Raw genomic sequence first — 18,475 nt, forward strand, 5'->3', positions numbered from 1 at the left:
AGTCAAAAGTAACAAGTATAAAGTAAAAAGTCGCAAGCCTCTTCAGACTTACGACCTTTTACTTCGAACTTAAATGATTATTCTTTAGTTGTGTCCGTTTCTTCGGGATTCCTGTCAAAGGTGCCTGAATGGTCACCAACCCCTTCGTGAACCAGGTTTTGCGCAACCGGGTCCTGGTTTGATTCGGGCCCGTTCACAAATTCATCATAAGTGGTACGGTTATCAAAAGGCCGTTTGCCCAATATCTCTTCCAGGTCCGACTGAAACAGTATTTCCTTTTCTATCAGCTTGTTGGCCAGTTTTTCAAGGCCGTCGCGCTTTTCGGTCAGTAAACGTTTGGTGCTCAGGTAAACATCGTTTATTAGCGTACGCACCTCGTTATCTATCAGTTCAGATGTTTTTTCTGAATATGGTTTGTTAAACTGGTACTCGCCCTGGGTGTCGTTGAACGATACATTGCCCACCTTCTCGTTCATGCCGTAAATGGTAACCATGGCGTAGGCCAGTTTGGTGATCCGTTCCAGGTCGTTTTGCGCGCCGGTAGATATTTTACCAAAGGTGATGTCCTCGGCAACGCGGCCGCCCATGGTCATGCTCATGCCATCAAGCAACTGCTCGGTAGTGTACAGAAACTGCTCTTTAGGCAGGTACTGCGCGTAACCAAGTGCAGCAACCCCACGCGGTACTATGGATACCTTCACCAACGGGTCGGCATGCTCCAGGAACCAGCCTGCAATGGCATGGCCTGCCTCGTGGTAAGCCACAATGCGTTTTTCTTCGGGCGATATGATCTTGTTTTTCTTTTCCAGGCCGCCAATAACACGGTCAATAGCATCCTGAAAATCCTGCATGTCAACAGCCTCTTTGTTTTTACGGGCGGCTATTAAAGCGGCCTCGTTACAAACGTTGGCAATTTCGGCACCGGCAAAGCCCGGTGTTTGTGCCGATAGTTTTTTAGCGTCAACACCCTCGGCAACCTTAATAGGTTTTAAGTGTACTTTAAATATTTGCTCGCGGCCAATCAGGTCGGGTTTATCAATAGATACCTGTCTGTCAAAACGGCCCGGGCGCATCAAGGCGCTGTCCAGTACATCAGGGCGGTTAGTAGCTGCCAGGATGATGATACCGCTATCGGTACCAAAGCCATCCATCTCAACCAGCAACTGGTTAAGCGTGTTCTCGCGCTCATCGTTACCGCCAACTATGTTGTTTTTGCCACGGGCACGGCCTATAGCATCAATCTCATCAATGAATATGATACAGGGTGCTTTATCCTTTGCCTGGCGGAACAGGTCGCGAACACGCGATGCACCCACACCCACAAACATCTCCACAAAATCAGAACCCGACAGCGAGAAGAAAGGTACCTGGGCCTCGCCGGCAACGGCTTTGGCCAATAAGGTTTTACCTGTACCCGGCGAGCCGACCAGCAAAGCGCCTTTTGGTATTTTACCACCAAGGTTGGTGTATTTTTTAGGGTTTTTAAGGAAATCTACAATCTCCATAACCTCTTGCTTGGCTTCTTCAAGTCCGGCCACATCGTTAAATGTTACCGATACCTGTGCTTCTTTATCAAACAAGGTGGCTTTTGATTTGCCGATATTGAATATCTGGCCCCCCGCGCCACCACCTGCACCACCGCCCATACGGCGCATAATAAATAACCATACGCCAACAAGCAGTATCGCCATTATTACACATTGTACCAGCCAGTTGCTCAACAGGTTCTCTTTACCCTGCTGATATTCGATCGGTATCTTTTGCGCATCCGGAAAGTCCTTCTGCACAGCCGCAACCGATTGTTTCAGGCTCTCATACGATGCATCGGTAAAGTTGTACTGCGGTTCGTTGGCCGCCGTGCCAAACCCGCGCTGACCCTTATTGGCATCAGCGTATTGAGGTTTAACAAGGCTGTCTTTTTTTATATAAACCTCGGCGGTTACCAGGTCGCCGTTTTTATAGGCAACAATTTTTTCAACGTCGTGGGCGCGCAGCATCTGGTTGCTAAAGCGCTGAAAATCTATCTGCTTGCCAATGCTTCCGCTCATTAGCGTAGGCACAACCAATATACCAATAATGGCAATGGCGTAAAGCCACATCAGGTTAAACTTGGGTGGCTTTGGGGTGATTTTTTTATTCGGAACCTTGCGTAAAGGTTTTTGGGAATCTGACTTCTTATCTTTAATTTCCATGTTTTTACAAGCTCAGCTTATCAATAATAATTTAAAAAGGGGATCTGGTTTTTCTTTTTTGAGCTTTGTTTAAGCGCTTTTGTAGCTTTTAATTTCAGCATCACCCCATAGGTCTTCAACACCGTAAAATTCGCGTTTGTCGGTCCTGAAGATGTGTATCACAACATCTATATAATCCAGCAGTATCCATTCGCCATATTCAAGCCCCTCTTTGCGCCAGGGGTCTTGCTGTAAAGCCTTATAAATTTCTTCCTCAACACTATTTGCAATTGCTTTTACCTGTGTGGCCGAATCGGCATGGCAAATTACAAAGTAATCTGCTACCGAACTGTTTACATTACGAAGATCGAGCCTTACAAGATCATTCCCCTTTTTTTCCTGCATGCCGTGTATAGCAAGCTCAGAAATATAGGCGGATTCATTTATCACTTTACTTTTTACCATTAAAAAGATTTAGTTTTGAACGATTTTGGGTTTAATAATATTATACGTTGCAAAATAACATATTTTCAGGATTATTTGTTGGACAAAATTTAGTGACACTAAAAGAAGTTGACTCAACAAATACATTCCTCAAGAATATACTGTCAAATTCCAAGCCAGTACCCGATGGAACAGTCATTATGGCAGAACACCAGTATGCGGGGCGCGGCCAGCGCGAAAACACCTGGCATGCAGAGCCGGGCAAAAATTTAACTTTCAGCATTCTTTTAAACCCCACCTTTTTATCGGCGCAACAGCAATTTGACCTTACCCGCGCCGTTAGTATGGGTGTATATGACGCTTTATACCCCCTGCTGCGTGACAACCTTAAGATAAAATGGCCAAATGATATTTATTACGGTGATAAAAAAATAGGCGGCATGCTGATAGAGAACATATTACAAGGCACACAGATAAAGCACTCGATTATAGGCATTGGCCTTAATGTAAACCAGGAAAATTTTGCGGCAGGCACAGGTAATGCTACTTCTATAAAGAAGATATTACAGAAGGATTATGAATTAAAAAATATATTAGCAGAAATTTGCAGCAATATTGAGGCCTATTACCTTCAACTAAAGGCCGGGCGGTTTGAATTTGTAAGGAATTTATATTTAAGCCGACTATATTGGTTAAACGAACGGCGGAAGTTTAAGTCGAACGGACACGTTTTCGAAGGCAGTATCAAAAACGTAAAGGATAATGGCTTGCTGGTGATTGAAAAAGAAACAGGCGAGCAAACATATAATTTAAAGGAAATAGAATTTTTAAACCGGTAAAATGAAGAAAGTATTTTTAGCAGTAGTTGCATTGATGATAACTTTTGGCGCTAAGGCGCAGATCGAATCGCACGTAAGGTGGTCATACGCGGCCAAAAAAACCAGCGCTACCGAAGCCGTTGTTTTAATAAAGGCCACGATGGACGAAGGCTGGCATATTTATTCGCAAAACGTTAAAGAAGGCGGGCCGGTAAAAACCAGCTTTACTTTCGCTCCTTCAAAAGACTACGCCCTGGTAGGTAAACCTGTTGAGCCAAAACCTATAACCCGTTACGAAAAAGTATTTGGCATGAATGTAGGATTCTTTGAGAACTCTGTTATATTTCAGCAAAAAATAAAACTTAAGTCGGCAAAAGCCACCACTGTTAAGGGCAAGCTGGAGTTTATGACCTGTAACGATTCTAAGTGCCTTCCGCCTGATGAGGTTGAATTTTCTGTGCCGTTAGCCAAGTAAGCATGAAGGGAATTAAATTGGCCGCAGGCCCAATCCTGCGTTTATTGTTGCTAACCGTTTTGGTTTTAGTGGTATCGGGGCCTCAGCAGCTTAGGGCGCAAGACACAGTTTCGACAAATGATGTTGAGTTTACAGACATTGCTACGCCAACAGACCAGCTGATCGCCAACAAAAAGAAGGCTGATTCCATTGCCAAAGCCGATTCGGTAAAAAAAGCGCAGGCCGATCAAAGCAAAACAGTAATAAAACCCAAAGAGGAACCAAAAACTTTATGGGGGATTTTTATTGCGGGGCTTATAGGGGGTTTTACAGCAGTATTAATGCCGTGTATTTACCCGTTGCTGCCACTAACCGTAAGTTTTTTTACAAAAAAGAGCGGCTCAAGAAGTAAGGGGATATTCCAATCAGTTATTTACGGGCTGTCAATAATTGTGATATACGTATCGCTCGGATTGCTTATATCAATAATTTTCGGGTCGAGCGCGTTGAACGAACTGGCCTCAAACGGCATCTTCAATATCTTCTTCTTTTTATTGCTCATTATATTCGGGATCTCCTTTTTAGGCGCGTTCGAAATAACGCTGCCAAGCTCCCTCGGGAATAAGTTGGATCAAAACGCCGACAAGGGCGGTTTGGCAGGCATATTTTTTATGGCGGCTACCTTAGTAGTAGTGTCGTTTTCATGCACCGGGCCAATTATCGGCACATTATTGGTTGATGCTGCTGCCAAAGGCGACAGGTTAGCCCCTGCCATTGGTATGTTTGGGTTTTCGCTGGCATTGGCAATCCCGTTCACGGTGTTCGCTTTATTCCCTTCGGCATTAAAGAGCCTGCCAAAATCAGGTGGTTGGTTGAACAGTGTAAAGGTTGTTCTGGGTTTTCTGGAGTTGGCCTTTGCCCTCAAGTTCCTTTCGAACGTTGACCTGGCCTACCACTGGAATTTATTTGACCGGGAGATCTTTCTTTCCTTATGGATCGCGATCGGGTTATTGCTTGGCCTGTATCTCATCGGAAAGATTAGGTTTTCGCACGACAGCGCCCTCCCGCACCTGTCCATCCCGCGTATATTTTTTGCTATCATCGTATTCGCTTTCACCATTTACATGGTTCCGGGGCTGTGGGGCGCACCGTTAAAATCTATAAGCGCGTTTTTACCGCCCGAGGCTACCCAGGATTTTAACCTGTCGCCTATACCTGGCGGGGAAAGCACAACGGCAACTTCGGCTGCACCTGTAACATCCATCAAAACAAAGAAATATGCTGAAAACTACGATCGGATTAAAACCAGGGGCCTGGATGCCTGGTACGATTACGAGCAGGCATTGCAGGCATCAAAAGAACTGCATAAACCGGTTTTTATAGATTTTACAGGGTTTGTTTGCGTTAATTGCCGTAAAATGGAGGCCGATGTATGGTCGGACCCGCGGGTGTTCAACAAACTTAAAAACGATTTTGTAATGCTGCAGCTGGTTGTTGACGATAAAGCAAAACTGCCGGCAGCCGAGCAGTACACTTCAAAATATACCGGCAAAAAAATTACGCAAATAGGCCAGAAATGGAGCGAGCTGCAGGCGTTTACCTTTAACTCCAACTCGCAGCCATTTTATGTTATCCTTGATAGCAATGGCAACCAACTGGTACCGCCTACCGGTGCCGACTATAATGTTGAAAATTACCTTAAGTTTTTGGATAGCGGTATTGCAGCGTACAAAAAATAAGCAGGTAAAAAAAAATTAACGTAAATTCGCGGCGACTTACGAAAACGGTGTAGCTACAAGCCGCATGTTTGTAAGTCGTTTCTGTTTACACCATACAAAGCGACAGCGCCCTTTTAATAATGACGCAGATCAAAAATATAGGACTTTTTACTTCGGGCGGCGATGCGCCCGGCATGAACGCCGCAATCCGCGCGGTTGTTCGTTCGGCAACGTACTACGGCTTAGAGGTAACCGGTATCCGCAGGGGATACGAGGGGATGATCAATGGGGAGCTTTTTGCCATGGACCGAAAATCTGTTGCTAATATTATTCAGCGCGGGGGCACCATCTTAAAAACCGCCCGCAGCGAACAGTTTAAAACACCCGAAGGCCGTAAGCTGGCATACCAGCAATTAAAAACACATAATGTTGATGCGCTTGTGGCCATTGGCGGCGACGGTACCTTTACCGGCGCGCGTATTTTTGGGAACGAATTTGACATACCCGTTGTTGGTTTGCCGGGTACCATTGATAACGACCTTTTAGGCACCGATTTTACAATTGGTTACGATACCGCCATCAATACGGTAATAGACGCGGTGGATAAGATCCGCGACACGGCGGAATCGCATGACAGGGTGTTCATCGTAGAAGTTATGGGGCGCGATAGCGGGCTTATTGCCCTGCGCACCGGTATAGCATCGGGCGCCGAAGCTATTGTGATACCCGAAAGCAAAACCAACATCAACGCCCTTTGCGATCGTTTAGAGCACGGACGTAAGGATAAACTGTCAAAAATAGTAATAGTGGCCGAAGGCGACGATGCCGGCGGCGCTTTTGAAATTGGCCGCCATGTAAAAGAGCGTTTCCCGCATTACGATACCCGGGTATCTATCCTGGGGCATATCCAGCGCGGTGGTCGCCCTTCATGCCAGGACAGGGTGCTTGCCAGCCGGGTAGGCGTGGCCGCGGTTGAGGCTTTACTTGGTGGGCGCCGTAACGAAATGATCGGCATCATTCACAACGAAATATCGTACACCCCGTTTGAGCACGCCTGCAAACACAATGTTGAGATCAACCCCGACTTTTTAAAAATAGTAGAGATACTTTCGATATAATCCACCAGAAAAAGCCGGAAAAAACTTGAAAATTTTCGAGTTTTTTCCGGCTTTTTTTAATTTTTAAGGCGGCGATTACGCCTGCGGCTCCTGCGCTTTTGCCTCACCTTCGCGCTGTAATTTTTTGAGCATTTCTGAGCCAATCAGGGCGTCTATCATGCCGTTGCCGCCACCGTTTTGCCCGCTCACCAAAATTTCGGGAACCAGTTTAATACCATTGCTTGCTAAAGCCTCGGCTACACGCACTATTGCATATTGCTCGGTACCCATGGCCTCGGTTTTTTGTTTGGTAACCTCGGCTTCGGCTAAACCTATGGCCTTTATTTTACCGGCATCTGCACTGCCATTTACCTCGGTAGCATTGGCATCTGCCTTAGCGTTAATGGTTTTAGCTTCGGCATCGGCTCTGGCTATAATGGTCTTATTTTCAGCATCCGCCTTAGCGTTGATCACCCTCGATTCCGCATCGCCCTTTGCTGCGGCCACTTTGGAAGCCGCCATTTGGGTGTTTATTTCTACCTGCCGGGTTGATTTTACCACTTCGGGCTGCATATCGGCACCGGCTTTGGCGCTTTCAAATTCCTTACGCTCTATCTGCGCGCTTTTTTGTATCTCGTAAGTAACACGCTCTTGTTCGGCTATTTTACGGTCGGTAAGGGTTTTCATCAGGGCTTCGGGCGGCACAATGTCGCCTATCAGGGTATCTACACCTTCTACGTTATATTCGTTCAGCACCTTCGTGATCTGCGCGCGTGCGTCTTCCTGCCGCTGTGACCGGTTGGTCAAAAACTCGATAACGCCACTTTTTTGAGCCGAGTTACGGAAGTAGTTGGCAATAGTAGGCTCCAGCACCTGCGATACCAGGTTTTTAGTGTTACCAAAACGGGCTATTACTTTCGGCGCTTCGTTTCGCGGAATGTGAATGATCTGCGAAACATCCAGGTTAAAAGTAAACCCATCTGATGAACGTACACTGATTGTACACAGGTTCTTATCAAGTTCATGGCTTTCGGTACGGCTATTTGCCCAGTTAAGCACAATGTTGGTAGTAGGTACAATCTCTACCGTATGTGTGTAGATATTTACCGGGTGCTTGCCTGGGTCGAGCGGCTCGTCCCAAACACCTTTTTGGTATTTTTTTACGATGTTACCGTGTGTAAAGCCCACGCCGCTGGTGTCCTTACCTTCGGGGCCTACAAAGGAGTTTACTACACCCACAAAACCGATGTGGATATGCACCATCTCTACCTGTTCTACAATTGCGAACCAGGGGTTTAAATAATAGGTACCCGCCAGTATAACGTCCTCCTGCAAACCTTTTTTACCGCCGGCCTTGATAAAGGCCATTGGATCCTGGTAGTTACGGTGGCCAGCGACGGAACCGCCGGCTATTTCGCCTTTTTCTAACGGCTCGCCATCTAACGTGGTTACTATGCCCACCTTATTTTCGTGGATGCTGGTGGTAGGCACCATAATTATTTCGAACAAAAAAGTGTTGATACGATAACTACCAGGCGTTAAAAACGCCGCCTGCGGGCCTTTTTGCCCGTTGTTTTCCAGGAAGGCTTGCGAGTCCTGGAACTTATCGCAATCTACAGGTTTGCCCAGTACACGGCCAATATCCATTGGCGCGCCGTCCTTAGCCTTTACCAGGCCCAGTTTATCCTGCGGGATAATGGTGAATTGCTCCATGGTAATTACATATTGCCACGGCCACATGCGCCAGTACAATCCCGGGGCAAGCGGTTTTGCCTGCATACCCGCTTCGCCGTTAATAGCGATGATACGGCCATCGGGCAGCCGCTTGTTCCCATAAAGGGTAAATTTTTTAACAACCAAACCGATACGGTCATCAGGAACGATGATCATACCACATAAAACGCGCAATACAAATTTGTAAAGCACCAGAGCGCCAACCAGCAGGAACACCCACCAGAGTTGAATAATTGTTTCAGACATTTGTTTTTTGATTTATTTAACGGGGCCCTTAAGGTGCGGGCCCCTCACAATAACTTATAGCTTTATAAGACCTTGGCTATATAGCGATATTATGATAGCCATACTCTTCCCTTGTTACGGCTTCTAATGAAATGTTTTTAGAGCTTTTGGGAATATATGGAACTTGATTAGGGTAGGAGATAATATGATTTAAAGGCATCAGACCTCACAAAATTATCCCGCGATTGGTAACCGTTGATCAATAAACCACGCGGCAGTGAAAAGGACGGCCGTTACTATTTAATTATAAGCCTTTTATATATAAATATTAATTCATACTTTTGCATCCCCGCAGAAAGAACTCCGGGGATAATGTTGAATACATAAAAACTAAAGAATGGCAACTAAGATCAGACTGCAAAGACACGGTAAAAAAGGCAAACCCTTTTATTACATCGTAGTAGCAGATGCCCGTGCTCCAAGAGACGGTCGTTTTATTGAGCGTGTAGGCTCATACAACCCTAACACTAACCCGGCTACAATCGACATCAATTTCGAAAAAACGCTTGAGTGGGTTAACAATGGCGCACAGCCAACAGACACCTGCCGTGCAATACTGTCATATAAAGGCGTATTATACAAAAAACACTTACAAGGCGGTGTAAAAAAAGGTGCTTTAACCGAAGAGCAGGCAGAAACTAAATTTGCTGAGTGGTTAGACCAAAAAGACAGCAAAATAACAGGTAAAAAATCAAATCTTAACGCTGCAAAAGACGAAGCCCGCAAACTGGCTTTGATTGCTGAAGCTAAAAAGAAAGAAGATAAAGCTGCAGCAATTGCTGCTAAGAACGCTCCTGTAGCTGAAGAAGTAGAAGAAGAAGCTGTAGCTGAAACAGAAGCACCTGCTGAAGGAGAAGCCGCTGCTGCCGATACCGAAACTGAAGCAGAAAGCGCAGAGTAATTATTTGGACGTAAGTTCTAAAGAAAATGGCGAAGCAACCCAACGGTTCTTCGCCATTGTTATTTAAAGTTATTATATGAAAACCGAGGATTGTTTCAGGCTGGGCAGCATTTTAAAAACCAAGGGCCTTAAGGGCGAAATGCAGGTATACATTGATTTTGACGGTGCCGATAATATCAAGATCAAATCGTTGTTTGTGGATATTGCCGGCAAACTGGTGCCGTACTTTGTAAGCTCGATAAAGTTTTTGCAAAAAAACCAGGCCTACCTGAACCTTGAGGACGTTGATACCATTGAAAAAGCCGCGATGCTGGTAAAAAAGGATATTTACCTGCCCAATAAGGTAAAGCCTAAGAAGAAAAAAGAAGAATTTACCCTTAAAGACGTAAAGGGCTTTATTGCCGTTGACGAAACCCACGGCGAACTGGGCGAGATACTGGATGTGGTTGAATACCCGCAGCAACTCATCGCATCGGTTAACTTTAAAAATAAAGAAGTACTGTTTCCGCTTAATGTAGAGATCATTAAAGGCATCGATGTGGAAGGCGGCGAAATATACATCGACCTGCCGGAAGGACTGTTGGATGTTTATTTAGAAGGATCGGCGCCCTCTCCGGATTATTAAAAAATAAAAATGTCAAATATATTTGACATTTGTAAAGTTTGTTTTACATTTGGTAAATCAAACTTTACAATCATGAAACCTCGATTCTTATTCCCTCATTATTTCCGAAAAATAGGGTACGGCTGTTTTATAGCGGTTATCCTGTTCGCTATCCTTTTTAAAATATTGCACCCGCACGGTTTTGCGCAAGAACTGCATCACGACCCAGAACCCGGCATGAAGCTCTCTCATGACATTACCGCATTACTCCTGCTTTTCGGGCTATTGTTCATCGCCTTTTCAAAAGAAAGAACAGAGGACGAGCATATATCGCTTATCAGGCTGGAGTCGTTACAATGGGCGGTTTATTTAAATTATTTTTTACTGGCTGTTGCGGTTATATTTACCAACACCATGGAGCTGATGCACATAATTTTAATGTCGGTTTGGGCGCCGCTTGCATTTTTCATAATCCGTTTTCGCTGGATGATCTATCGCCTGAACCAGGACGCCGGGAAAGAAAACGACCTATCATAATTAAAACCTTAATACCATGAGACCGAACTTATTATTTCCACATAGATTAAGGGCCATAGGATGGCTTTTAACTATTCCGGGCCTGGTGCTGGGTTACTTAACAGTATACAACGATTATAAGATACCTGATTTTGGCATGCAGCTCAGAAAAAGCAGCGAGCTTTTTTTGCCGGCCTACGAAAACTTTACCAACGAACTGGCGCTTGCCCTGGTAATTACCGGTTTACTATTTATTGCTTTTAGCAAGCAAAAACATGAGGACGAGCTAACGGCCAAAATACGGCTTAATGCCCTGTATTGGGGTATATTGGTTAACTATGCCTGTTATGCCTTATTTATGGCACTTAGTTTATTAAACGCGTACATCAATATAAAAGGAGTAGAAGACGTGGTTGACCTATTTAGCGATAAGTTTGCGTTTATGATATACAACTTGTTTACACCGCTTATAATTTTTATAGGCCGCTTTTATTACTTGCTTTTTAAAAGTAAAAATGAATATACTGTAAGTGCTGTAAGGTTTTTACCCAATAAGCCCTACCGGTTACTGGGTAAAATTTTAACGGTCGTATTAATTTTGATAGTGGCCATATCGGCAATAACCAATAGTAACGATGACCTGAGTGGGGATATCCTGTACGTGCTGCCATTTGCAATGCTGTTATGGGTGTATTCAAAAGAAAAGCAGGAAGACGAATACATTAGCAGCGTGCGGTTAAGTGCCATGCAAATCGCGGTATATGCTAATTACATTATTTTAATCGTTAGCAGTGTGCTTGTTTATGGCCCCGATTTTATTTTGGTAATGCTGATAAACCTATCAACCATTCCCGCCATATTTTTACTGGTATTTAATTACAGGTTATATAAGATCAAGCAGGAGGATGGGCATGAGCAAAAAAACAATTTAACGCTTGGCATTTTATAACCCGCGCAAATCATGAAAAATACACTGCGCGTAGAACGCGCCATAAAAAATATAACACAAGCCGATTTGGCCGATGCCATTGGGGTATCGCGCCAAACCATTAATACCATCGAGAGCAACAAATACGTGCCATCAACAGTATTGGCCTTGAAAATTGCCCGGGTATTTGATAAACCTGTAGAGGCTATCTTTGAACTGGAAGATGGCGATTAAAACTATTGTATAAATTAGCGTATGGCAACACAAGTAGCATTTGCACCCATGCTGATCATCCCAAATGGCATAACCGATGTAAGCTTTTACACCCGTGCCTTTGGCGCCGAAGAACTGCGGCGCTTCAGCAATGATGACGGCAGTATCCACGTGGTTGAGTTTTCTATAAACGGGGTCATCTTTCATCTGCACGAGCAATGGGAAACCGGGCTGATAAGTCCGCAAAAAGCCGGTGCCAGCACGGTATCGGTAAATATTTTTGTAGATGATGTGGATTCGGTTGTAGGACAGGCGGTAGCTGCCGGGGCCAAAATAACCTCGCCAGTGCAGGACTTTGATTATGGGTTACGCCAGGGCGATATCATCGATCCGTTTGGGCATTGCTGGCAAATACAGAAGGAGATTTAAGAGAGTCAAGAAGCAAGAGTCAGGATTCAAGAATCCAGATCAAAACTAATCTCTATTCTCCAATCACTAATCACTAAATTTGCCCCATGCGTTTCGATATCATAACTGTTTTGCCGGGCTTGCTGGAAAGCCCTTTTGCCCACTCCATTTTACAGCGCGCCCAAAAAAAAGGCGTTGCCGAAATTGTGGTGCATAACCTGCGCGACTATGCTACAGGCAAGCAAAAAAGTGTTGACGATTACCCTTACGGCGGCGGCAGTGGTATGGTGATGACCATACAGCCATTTGCGGCCTGCATTGATAAGCTGAAAAGCGAACGCGAGTACGACGAGATTATTTTTATGAGCCCTGATGGCGAAACGCTGAACCAGGGGATAGCCAATCAACTATCCATTAAACAAAATATCATGATTTTGTGCGGCCACTATAAAGGGATAGACCAGCGTATCCGCGACATTTACGTTACCCGCGAGATCTCGATAGGCGATTATGTACTATCGGGCGGCGAGCTGCCTGCAGCGGTACTGGTTGATGCCGTAGTTAGGTTGATACCGGGCGTACTGAGCGATGAAACTTCGGCCCTGTCAGATTCTTTCCAGGATGACATGCTCGATGCCCCGGTTTACACCCGGCCGGCCGACTGGAACGGGCACAAGGTACCGGCAGTATTATTAAGCGGCAACACCCCCGAGGTAGAAAAATGGCGTTTTGAACAAGCTTTGGAGCGGACTAAACAACGCCGGCCCGATCTGTTGGAGTAAATCAGGGAGGAGTTGATTGGTTAAATGGTGAATAGTAGCATGATTTAAACTACCCTTATAATCAACTAAATTACCCAAAAATCAACGCATCTTGTGGACAAAACACAAATTGTGGAAATTTTTAAAATAGGTTTTCAAAATTCAAATAATATCCTTATTATTGCACTCCGATTTTTACGGGTTAAAAATCGCTTTAAGAGCTAAAAATCATGGATTTAGTAAAATTTGTAGAAGAGCAATCAGTAGTTAAGAATACCTTCCCGTCGTTTAAGGCCGGTGATACTGTTAGCGTGCATTATAAAATCAGAGAAGGTAATAAAGAGCGTATACAGGTTTACCAGGGTGTTGTGTTACAACGTAACAGCGTTGGTAACAGCGAAACCTTCACCGTACGTAAAGTTTCTAACGGCATAGGTGTTGAGCGTATCTTCCCTTACAACTCTCCAAATATCGATAAAGTTGAAGTTAACAGCGTTGGTAAAGTACGTCGCGCTAAACTTTACTACCTGCGTGCCCTTACCGGTAAGGCAGCCCGTATCAAATCAAAAAGGGTTTAATTATCTTTCGCCGCAAGGCGGATACATATACAATATTAAAACCTGCACATTTCAGTGCGGGTTTTTTTGTTTTGAAGAGTGCCGCTCGCTGCGCCTGCAATTACGAGGTGGCAATACGCTGCACAAAAAAGCCCCTGCACAAACGTGCAGGGGCTTTTCTATGCAAGGCGGCTTATTTCTTTTTTGCCTCGTCTGCGCATTTTTTTGCACATTTGGCTTTGGCGGCAGCGCTCATGTTTTTCATGTCTTTGCAGCATTCTTTTCCGGCTTTGCATTTTTCTTTTTTGCCCTTGTCTTTATCAGCTGCAAATGAATTTACAGTGGCTACAGAAAAAACGAAGGCGAGCATTAAAGTTAATTTTTTCATTATTTTTTAGGTTTTGTTGGTTTAATTGTACTTTCTTTTTTTGTCGCGGGTTTTTTTACCGGCGCTACGGGCTTGGCTGCTACAGGCTTTTTTGCAGCGGCGGCCTGCTCTTTCTCCAGATCGTGTTCTATCACCAGGGTCTCTACGCCATGCTCGTCAGATAAGGGTTTATCAACTTCAGGGATGTGCGCCGTTTCCATCACATCCGATGTTTCATCGGGCAGGGCGACATTATTTGTTAGTTCGGCCAATACTGTACGCCCGCCTTTTACTACCTGGTTAAGCTCCACGTTGATGCGGGTACCCAACGGAAGGAAAATATCCACCCTTGACCCGAATTTTATAAAGCCGAATTGCTGGCCTTGCTCAACTACGTCGCCTTCTTTAACGTACCATACAATACGGCGGGCAAGCGCCCCGGCTATCTGTCTAAACAATATCTGCGTGCCTTCGCTGTTCTCGGTCACTACGGTAGTGCGTTCATTCTCGGTTGACGATTTGGGGTGCCAGGCTACCAGGTATTTGCCCGGGTGATATTTGAAATATTTAATCACCCCGCTTATGGGGTTGCGGTTTACATGCACATTAACCGGCGACATAAACACTGATAGCTGGATGCGCCTGTCCTTAAAAAACTCAGTTTCTTCGGTTTCTTCAATCACCACCACCTTGCCATCTGCAGGACAAAGCACTTGCGATTCTTCGGCCTTGATGTGTAATATAGGGCTGCGGAAAAACTGTACGATGGTTGCAAACAGTAAAAACGACAGGATATAAACTATCCATTTTACAACGTGTGCCTCGGGTAAATAAAACGATACCAGAAAATTCAGCACAAATATAAACAGTACCGTAATGGCAAGTGATGTATATCCTTCTTTATGAAAAGTCATTATATAATGTAATAAGTATTTACAAAATTAAAAATTTAAAGCAAAGTATAAGTAAGTATATACAACCGGGGCTGCCAGCAGTAACCCGTCGAACCTGTCGAGCAAACCACCATGCCCCGGCAATATGGTGCCCGAGTCTTTGATGTTGATGCTGCGCTTGAACATAGATTCTACCAGGTCGCCCAGTGTGCCAAAACACGAGATCAGTATCCCTACAGATACCCAGTGTTTCCAGCTAAGCTCCGGATAATACAGGCTGATAATATTGCCAACCCCGGCGCTTATAACCACGCCGCCGATAAAGCCTTCCCACGTTTTTTTTGGTGAGTGCCGCTCAAATAGCTTTGTACGGCCAATGCTCATGCCCACCAGGTAAGCCCCTGTATCGTTGCTCCAAAGCATAAGTAAAAATGCCATTGGTATATGAAAGTTGTAATCGTGATTGATATAAGCCAGCGCATGAAAAAAGGTAAAGGGCATAATAACAAAGGCCATGCCCATTAAGGTGTAGGCGATGTTGGCAAACGGCGCTACGGATATTTTAAACAGCTCGCGTATAAAAACCAGGCCTATGCTCAACACAAATATAAAAAGCAAGCCGTAGGCTAAATGAAGGCCTTTTAAGGCGGGCTGGCCAAACATGCCTGCATGGTTAAGCAAAGCAAACGCGCAATAAAGAATAGCGCCGCTCAGTATCCCTGCCGGAATGTTTGGGGTTGCCGTATCCTTTTTAATAAGCGAATAAAACTCGTACAGGCAAAAGCAGCTAAGCGCTAAATAAAAGGCCGCGAATACATGGTTTCCCAGTAAAAACGACCCAAGCATAACCATAATAAAAAAAAAGCCCGTTATGGCGCGTGTTTTCATAAATTAATTTGGTTCAATATCATGATCTCGATAGCGCGGCTAAAATCTTCCTGGTGTATATACACCTCGATATCGCCAAAAGCCTGGTGCGATGACGCCTGCTTGTTAAGCAGCACCGCATCTATCTGGTATCCGGTAAGCACTTGTTTGATGATCTCTGACCGGTAAAAGTTTTGAGATGTATAAATTTTAACCCAGTTCTTTTCCATGTAGTGCAGGGTTAACTTTTTTCTCCAATGCTATCTTTTTATAAACTAACAGCAAAATTATAATAATTAACCCGCTAAATATATAAGCCGGATAACTAAATACATGCGTATCGTCGGGGTTTACGTTAATATGCCTTTTTTGATAAAGGTATGTTGCAAGCACCGCGGTGCCATTGTTTAAAAAATGACCCCAAACTGCCGGCCATATGCTGCCGCTGTAAGCGGTAAAATAACCAAACAGCGCGCCCAGCAACAAGCGGGGCAAAAAGCCGTAAAACTCCATGTGGAAGGCGCTGAAAATAGCGGCGGTTACCCAAATGGCTACATGGGTGTTTTTTGTCCATTTGGTAAAAATGGTTTGCAGGCCTCCCCTAAACATAAATTCTTCGGCAACGGCAGTTAAAAAACCAATAAGGATGATGTTTTTGATGCAATCCCAAACGGTATTCATTTTTAGTATGGCAACGGTGATCTGGCGGGCGCTTTCCTCGCTGCTCTTCATCCATTGCTCAAGGCCGTGCAGCCACCTGGGCAGCGCCATTTGCTGGTTCAGGTTGCCCAAAAATTCAATTAAAGGCGATGATATCAGCATCACCAAAAAAGTTATAACAAAAAGCATCCAGGGGAGACGGAAGCTTGGTTTTATATACTCGCGCGGGTTTTTCATTACCCAGTATGCAAAAAGCATTGGCGCCGCAAAAATAGGGATAGTAGTAGTAACTATTTGTAAAATGTATAGCGCTGTAATGCTTTGCGGGTTGCTAAAGTTTAAGCGGGCTATATCCATTACCAGGCTTAAGCCGTAAGTTGCCGCAATAATGGCAATGCCCAGTAAATTCCCAACTATAAATACCGCCCCAAAAACTGCCACGAAAAGCAGGAATTGCTTTGCCGGAGATATTTGATTCACAGCGCTTTTTACCATATAGTTAAATTTCGTAAATTTGCACGAATATAACCCATGTCTGTACAAATAGGAAATATTGATTTAGGAGAATTCCCGCTGCTGCTGGCGCCGATGGAAGATGTGAGCGATCCGCCTTTCCGTTACGTATGCAAGCAAAACGGCGCGGATATGATGTACACCGAGTTTATCTCATCGGAAGGGTTGATACGCGATGCCGCTAAAAGCCGGCAAAAGCTCGATATTTTTGAGTATGAACGCCCGATAGGCATCCAGATCTTCGGCAGCGATATCGACCACATGCGCGAGGCTACCGAAATTGCCACCCAGGCTGGCCCCGACCTGATGGATATTAATTACGGCTGCCCCGTAAAACAGGTGGCGTGCCGTGGCGCGGGTGCAAGCCTTTTACAGGACATTGATAAAATGGTAGCCATGACCAAAGCGGTTGTTAACGCTACGCATTTGCCTGTTACTGTGAAAACGCGCTTAGGTTGGGATGACAACACAAAAAATGTTTATGAAGTTGCCGAGCGCCTGCAGGATGTTGGCATAAAGGCCTTAACCATACATGGCCGCACCCGGTCGCAGATGTATAAGGGAGTTGCCGACTGGACCCTGATAAGCAAGATAAAAAAGAACCCCAGGATACATATCCCGATTTTTGGGAACGGCGATATCGATTCGCCCGAGAAAGCGGCAAACTGGCGCATGGAATACGGTGTGGATGGTATGATGATTGGCCGGGCGGCTATTGGCTACCCGTGGATATTCCGAGAGGTAAAACACTACTTTAAAACCGGCCGGCATTTGGATAAACCAACCATTGCCGAGCGTATAGAAGTTTGCAAAACCCACCTGCAGAAATCTATCGAATGGAAGGGCCTCAGGACGGGCATTTTTGAAATGCGCCGCCACTACAGCAATTATTTTAAAGGCGTTCCTGATTTTAAAGAGCATCGTATGCAATTGGTTACCGCCGGTACCATTGAGGAAATAATGGATATTTTAGCACAGGTAGAAAAAAAATATGCTTTTGAAATGGCGTAATATTTGTTGTTATGCTATATATTTGAAGTAAGAGATAATAAAAAATGGCCACTACCATAACTGAAGGTGTTAAGGTTTCAGTTGAAACAATTTACCAGCCCGAGTATTCGAACCCCATGAATGACCACTTTATGTTTGCCTATAAGGTGAATATCGAGAACATGGGTAACTATGCCGTGCGTTTGGTAAGCAGGCATTGGTACATTTTTGATTCTAACGGCGCTAAGCGCGAAGTAGAGGGAGAAGGTGTTGTAGGCCTGCAGCCGGTGATTGAACCGGGCAACTCGCACGAGTATGTAAGCGGCTGTAACCTTAAAACAGATATGGGCAGCATGAAGGGCGAATACCAGATGGAGCGCTTGCTGGACAATTCGGTTTTTAATGTCCAGATCCCGGAATTTTATTTGATAGCGCCGTACAGGTTAAATTAAATGGGCCTTCGCCAATTTTTGGAAGAAGATAAAAATATATACGCCCCGGCAGAGATGCCGGGGCTTTTTTATGCCAAAAAATAAAAGGCTGCCCTAAGGCAGCCTTCCTAAACAACGATCAAAC

Annotated in this window: 21 protein-coding genes and 1 pseudogene; 14 read left to right on the forward strand and 8 right to left on the reverse strand. The window is 44.8% G+C overall.

Annotated elements, in window-relative coordinates; genetic code table 11:
* Positions 1–77 precede the first annotated feature (77 nt).
* Both ftsH and rsfS read right to left on the reverse strand, forming a co-directional pair.
* Positions 78–2,186: an ATP-dependent zinc metalloprotease FtsH gene (gene ftsH, locus HDC91_RS16960; RefSeq protein WP_370463826.1), complete on the reverse strand. Its 2,109-nt coding sequence runs from the start codon at positions 2,184–2,186 to the stop codon at positions 78–80.
* Between the two features lie 75 nt (positions 2,187–2,261).
* Entirely contained in the window at positions 2,262–2,636 is a 375-nt protein-coding gene (gene rsfS, locus HDC91_RS16965; protein WP_162430093.1) for a ribosome silencing factor, read from the reverse strand.
* Positions 2,637–2,728: 92 nt separating this feature from the next.
* On the opposite strand from rsfS, the gene HDC91_RS16970 reads away from it, so the two are divergent.
* The 4 genes from HDC91_RS16970 (at position 2,729) to pfkA (ending at position 6,723) form a co-directional block, all read left to right on the forward strand.
* A complete protein-coding gene (locus HDC91_RS16970) occupies positions 2,729–3,454 on the forward strand; it encodes a biotin--[acetyl-CoA-carboxylase] ligase (protein ID WP_370576851.1) in 726 nt (241 codons plus the stop codon).
* 1 nt (position 3,455) lies between these two features.
* A complete protein-coding gene (locus HDC91_RS16975) occupies positions 3,456–3,908 on the forward strand; it encodes a protein-disulfide reductase DsbD N-terminal domain-containing protein (protein WP_183554183.1) in 453 nt (150 codons plus the stop codon).
* A 2-nt stretch (positions 3,909–3,910) separates the two neighbouring features.
* Positions 3,911–5,626, forward strand: a complete 1,716-nt coding sequence (locus HDC91_RS16980) for a protein-disulfide reductase DsbD (RefSeq protein WP_183554185.1) — start codon at positions 3,911–3,913, stop codon at positions 5,624–5,626.
* 119 nt (positions 5,627–5,745) lie between these two features.
* Entirely contained in the window at positions 5,746–6,723 is a 978-nt protein-coding gene (gene pfkA, locus HDC91_RS16985) for a 6-phosphofructokinase (RefSeq protein WP_183554187.1), read from the forward strand.
* A 75-nt stretch (positions 6,724–6,798) separates the two neighbouring features.
* On the opposite strand, the gene HDC91_RS16990 is transcribed toward pfkA, so the two are convergent.
* Positions 6,799–8,682: an SPFH domain-containing protein gene (locus tag HDC91_RS16990; RefSeq protein ID WP_183554189.1), complete on the reverse strand. Its 1,884-nt coding sequence runs from the start codon at positions 8,680–8,682 to the stop codon at positions 6,799–6,801.
* 376 nt (positions 8,683–9,058) lie between these two features.
* On the opposite strand from HDC91_RS16990, the gene HDC91_RS16995 reads away from it, so the two are divergent.
* The 8 genes from HDC91_RS16995 to rplS all read left to right on the forward strand — a co-directional run bounded on the left by HDC91_RS16995 (position 9,059) and on the right by rplS (position 13,630).
* Positions 9,059–9,622, forward strand: coding sequence for a 30S ribosomal protein S16 (locus HDC91_RS16995; RefSeq protein ID WP_162430099.1), 564 nt, complete (start codon positions 9,059–9,061; stop codon positions 9,620–9,622).
* Positions 9,623–9,698: 76 nt separating this feature from the next.
* The gene (rimM, locus tag HDC91_RS17000; protein WP_183554191.1) at positions 9,699–10,247 is read left to right on the forward strand and encodes a ribosome maturation factor RimM; all 549 of its coding nucleotides are present in this window, start codon (positions 9,699–9,701) and stop codon (positions 10,245–10,247) included.
* 72 nt (positions 10,248–10,319) lie between these two features.
* Complete coding sequence (locus tag HDC91_RS17005) at positions 10,320–10,763, forward strand: hypothetical protein (protein WP_183554193.1); 444 nt, start codon at positions 10,320–10,322, stop codon at positions 10,761–10,763.
* A gap of 16 nt (positions 10,764–10,779) precedes the next feature.
* Complete coding sequence (locus tag HDC91_RS17010; protein ID WP_183554195.1) at positions 10,780–11,691, forward strand: hypothetical protein; 912 nt, start codon at positions 10,780–10,782, stop codon at positions 11,689–11,691.
* A 12-nt stretch (positions 11,692–11,703) separates the two neighbouring features.
* Positions 11,704–11,904, forward strand: coding sequence for a helix-turn-helix transcriptional regulator (locus HDC91_RS17015; RefSeq protein WP_162430103.1), 201 nt, complete (start codon positions 11,704–11,706; stop codon positions 11,902–11,904).
* A 21-nt stretch (positions 11,905–11,925) separates the two neighbouring features.
* Entirely contained in the window at positions 11,926–12,312 is a 387-nt protein-coding gene (locus HDC91_RS17020) for a VOC family protein (RefSeq protein WP_183554197.1), read from the forward strand.
* A gap of 86 nt (positions 12,313–12,398) precedes the next feature.
* On the forward strand, positions 12,399–13,073 hold the full coding sequence (gene trmD / locus HDC91_RS17025; protein WP_183554199.1) for a tRNA (guanosine(37)-N1)-methyltransferase TrmD: 675 nt from the start codon (positions 12,399–12,401) through the stop codon (positions 13,071–13,073).
* A 209-nt stretch (positions 13,074–13,282) separates the two neighbouring features.
* Complete coding sequence (gene rplS / locus HDC91_RS17030) at positions 13,283–13,630, forward strand: 50S ribosomal protein L19 (protein WP_067056587.1); 348 nt, start codon at positions 13,283–13,285, stop codon at positions 13,628–13,630.
* Positions 13,631–13,802: 172 nt separating this feature from the next.
* Here the strand turns inward: rplS and HDC91_RS17035 are convergent, their stop codons facing one another.
* The 5 genes and pseudogenes from HDC91_RS17035 to HDC91_RS20210 all read right to left on the reverse strand — a co-directional run bounded on the left by HDC91_RS17035 (position 13,803) and on the right by HDC91_RS20210 (position 16,876).
* The gene (locus tag HDC91_RS17035; protein ID WP_183554201.1) at positions 13,803–13,997 is read right to left on the reverse strand and encodes a hypothetical protein; all 195 of its coding nucleotides are present in this window, start codon (positions 13,995–13,997) and stop codon (positions 13,803–13,805) included.
* A gap of 239 nt (positions 13,998–14,236) precedes the next feature.
* Positions 14,237–14,890 (reverse strand): annotated as a pseudogene (locus HDC91_RS17040) (phosphatidylserine decarboxylase family protein); the annotation flags it as partial.
* Positions 14,891–14,917: 27 nt separating this feature from the next.
* Positions 14,918–15,757 carry a phosphatidate cytidylyltransferase gene (locus HDC91_RS17045; RefSeq protein WP_183554205.1) on the reverse strand — a complete coding sequence of 280 codons (840 nt, stop codon included), beginning with the start codon at positions 15,755–15,757 and terminating at the stop codon, positions 14,918–14,920.
* On the reverse strand, positions 15,754–15,966 hold the full coding sequence (locus HDC91_RS17050; RefSeq protein WP_162430107.1) for a DUF2007 domain-containing protein: 213 nt from the start codon (positions 15,964–15,966) through the stop codon (positions 15,754–15,756). The genes HDC91_RS17045 and HDC91_RS17050 overlap by 4 nt, the downstream gene beginning before the upstream one ends.
* The gene (locus HDC91_RS20210) at positions 15,947–16,876 is read right to left on the reverse strand and encodes a type II CAAX endopeptidase family protein (protein WP_221262212.1); all 930 of its coding nucleotides are present in this window, start codon (positions 16,874–16,876) and stop codon (positions 15,947–15,949) included. The genes HDC91_RS17050 and HDC91_RS20210 overlap by 20 nt, the downstream gene beginning before the upstream one ends.
* 51 nt (positions 16,877–16,927) lie before the next feature.
* On the opposite strand from HDC91_RS20210, the gene dusB reads away from it, so the two are divergent.
* Positions 16,928–17,920, forward strand: coding sequence for a tRNA dihydrouridine synthase DusB (gene dusB / locus HDC91_RS17060; RefSeq protein ID WP_183554209.1), 993 nt, complete (start codon positions 16,928–16,930; stop codon positions 17,918–17,920).
* A 44-nt stretch (positions 17,921–17,964) separates the two neighbouring features.
* A complete protein-coding gene (gene apaG / locus HDC91_RS17065) occupies positions 17,965–18,351 on the forward strand; it encodes a Co2+/Mg2+ efflux protein ApaG (RefSeq protein ID WP_162430110.1) in 387 nt (128 codons plus the stop codon).
* Positions 18,352–18,475: the final 124 nt, after the last annotated feature.

Source organism: Mucilaginibacter sp. AK015 (assembly GCF_014200785.1).
Taxonomy (GTDB): Bacteria; Bacteroidota; Bacteroidia; order Sphingobacteriales; family Sphingobacteriaceae; genus Mucilaginibacter.

Bases quoted from the DNA above. Each gene is read 5' to 3' on its own strand.
- HDC91_RS17045 (WP_183554205.1), bottom strand. From the start codon at position 15,757: ATGAAAACACGCGCCATAACGGGCTTTTTTTTTATTATGGTTATGCTT.
- HDC91_RS17050 (WP_162430107.1), bottom strand. From the start codon at position 15,966: ATGGAAAAGAACTGGGTTAAAATTTATACATCTCAAAACTTTTACCGG.
- HDC91_RS16975 (WP_183554183.1), top strand. From the start codon at position 3,456: ATGAAGAAAGTATTTTTAGCAGTAGTTGCATTGATGATAACTTTTGGC.
- HDC91_RS17035 (WP_183554201.1), bottom strand. From the start codon at position 13,997: ATGAAAAAATTAACTTTAATGCTCGCCTTCGTTTTTTCTGTAGCCACT.
- rsfS (WP_162430093.1), bottom strand. From the start codon at position 2,636: ATGGTAAAAAGTAAAGTGATAAATGAATCCGCCTATATTTCTGAGCTT.
- HDC91_RS17005 (WP_183554193.1), top strand. From the start codon at position 10,320: ATGAAACCTCGATTCTTATTCCCTCATTATTTCCGAAAAATAGGGTAC.
- dusB (WP_183554209.1), top strand. From the start codon at position 16,928: ATGTCTGTACAAATAGGAAATATTGATTTAGGAGAATTCCCGCTGCTG.
- HDC91_RS17010 (WP_183554195.1), top strand. From the start codon at position 10,780: ATGAGACCGAACTTATTATTTCCACATAGATTAAGGGCCATAGGATGG.
- trmD (WP_183554199.1), top strand. From the start codon at position 12,399: ATGCGTTTCGATATCATAACTGTTTTGCCGGGCTTGCTGGAAAGCCCT.
- HDC91_RS17020 (WP_183554197.1), top strand. From the start codon at position 11,926: ATGGCAACACAAGTAGCATTTGCACCCATGCTGATCATCCCAAATGGC.
- HDC91_RS17015 (WP_162430103.1), top strand. From the start codon at position 11,704: ATGAAAAATACACTGCGCGTAGAACGCGCCATAAAAAATATAACACAA.
- pfkA (WP_183554187.1), top strand. From the start codon at position 5,746: ATGACGCAGATCAAAAATATAGGACTTTTTACTTCGGGCGGCGATGCG.
- HDC91_RS16995 (WP_162430099.1), top strand. From the start codon at position 9,059: ATGGCAACTAAGATCAGACTGCAAAGACACGGTAAAAAAGGCAAACCC.
- rimM (WP_183554191.1), top strand. From the start codon at position 9,699: ATGAAAACCGAGGATTGTTTCAGGCTGGGCAGCATTTTAAAAACCAAG.
- HDC91_RS16990 (WP_183554189.1), bottom strand. From the start codon at position 8,682: ATGTCTGAAACAATTATTCAACTCTGGTGGGTGTTCCTGCTGGTTGGC.
- HDC91_RS16980 (WP_183554185.1), top strand. From the start codon at position 3,911: ATGAAGGGAATTAAATTGGCCGCAGGCCCAATCCTGCGTTTATTGTTG.
- rplS (WP_067056587.1), top strand. From the start codon at position 13,283: ATGGATTTAGTAAAATTTGTAGAAGAGCAATCAGTAGTTAAGAATACC.
- apaG (WP_162430110.1), top strand. From the start codon at position 17,965: ATGGCCACTACCATAACTGAAGGTGTTAAGGTTTCAGTTGAAACAATT.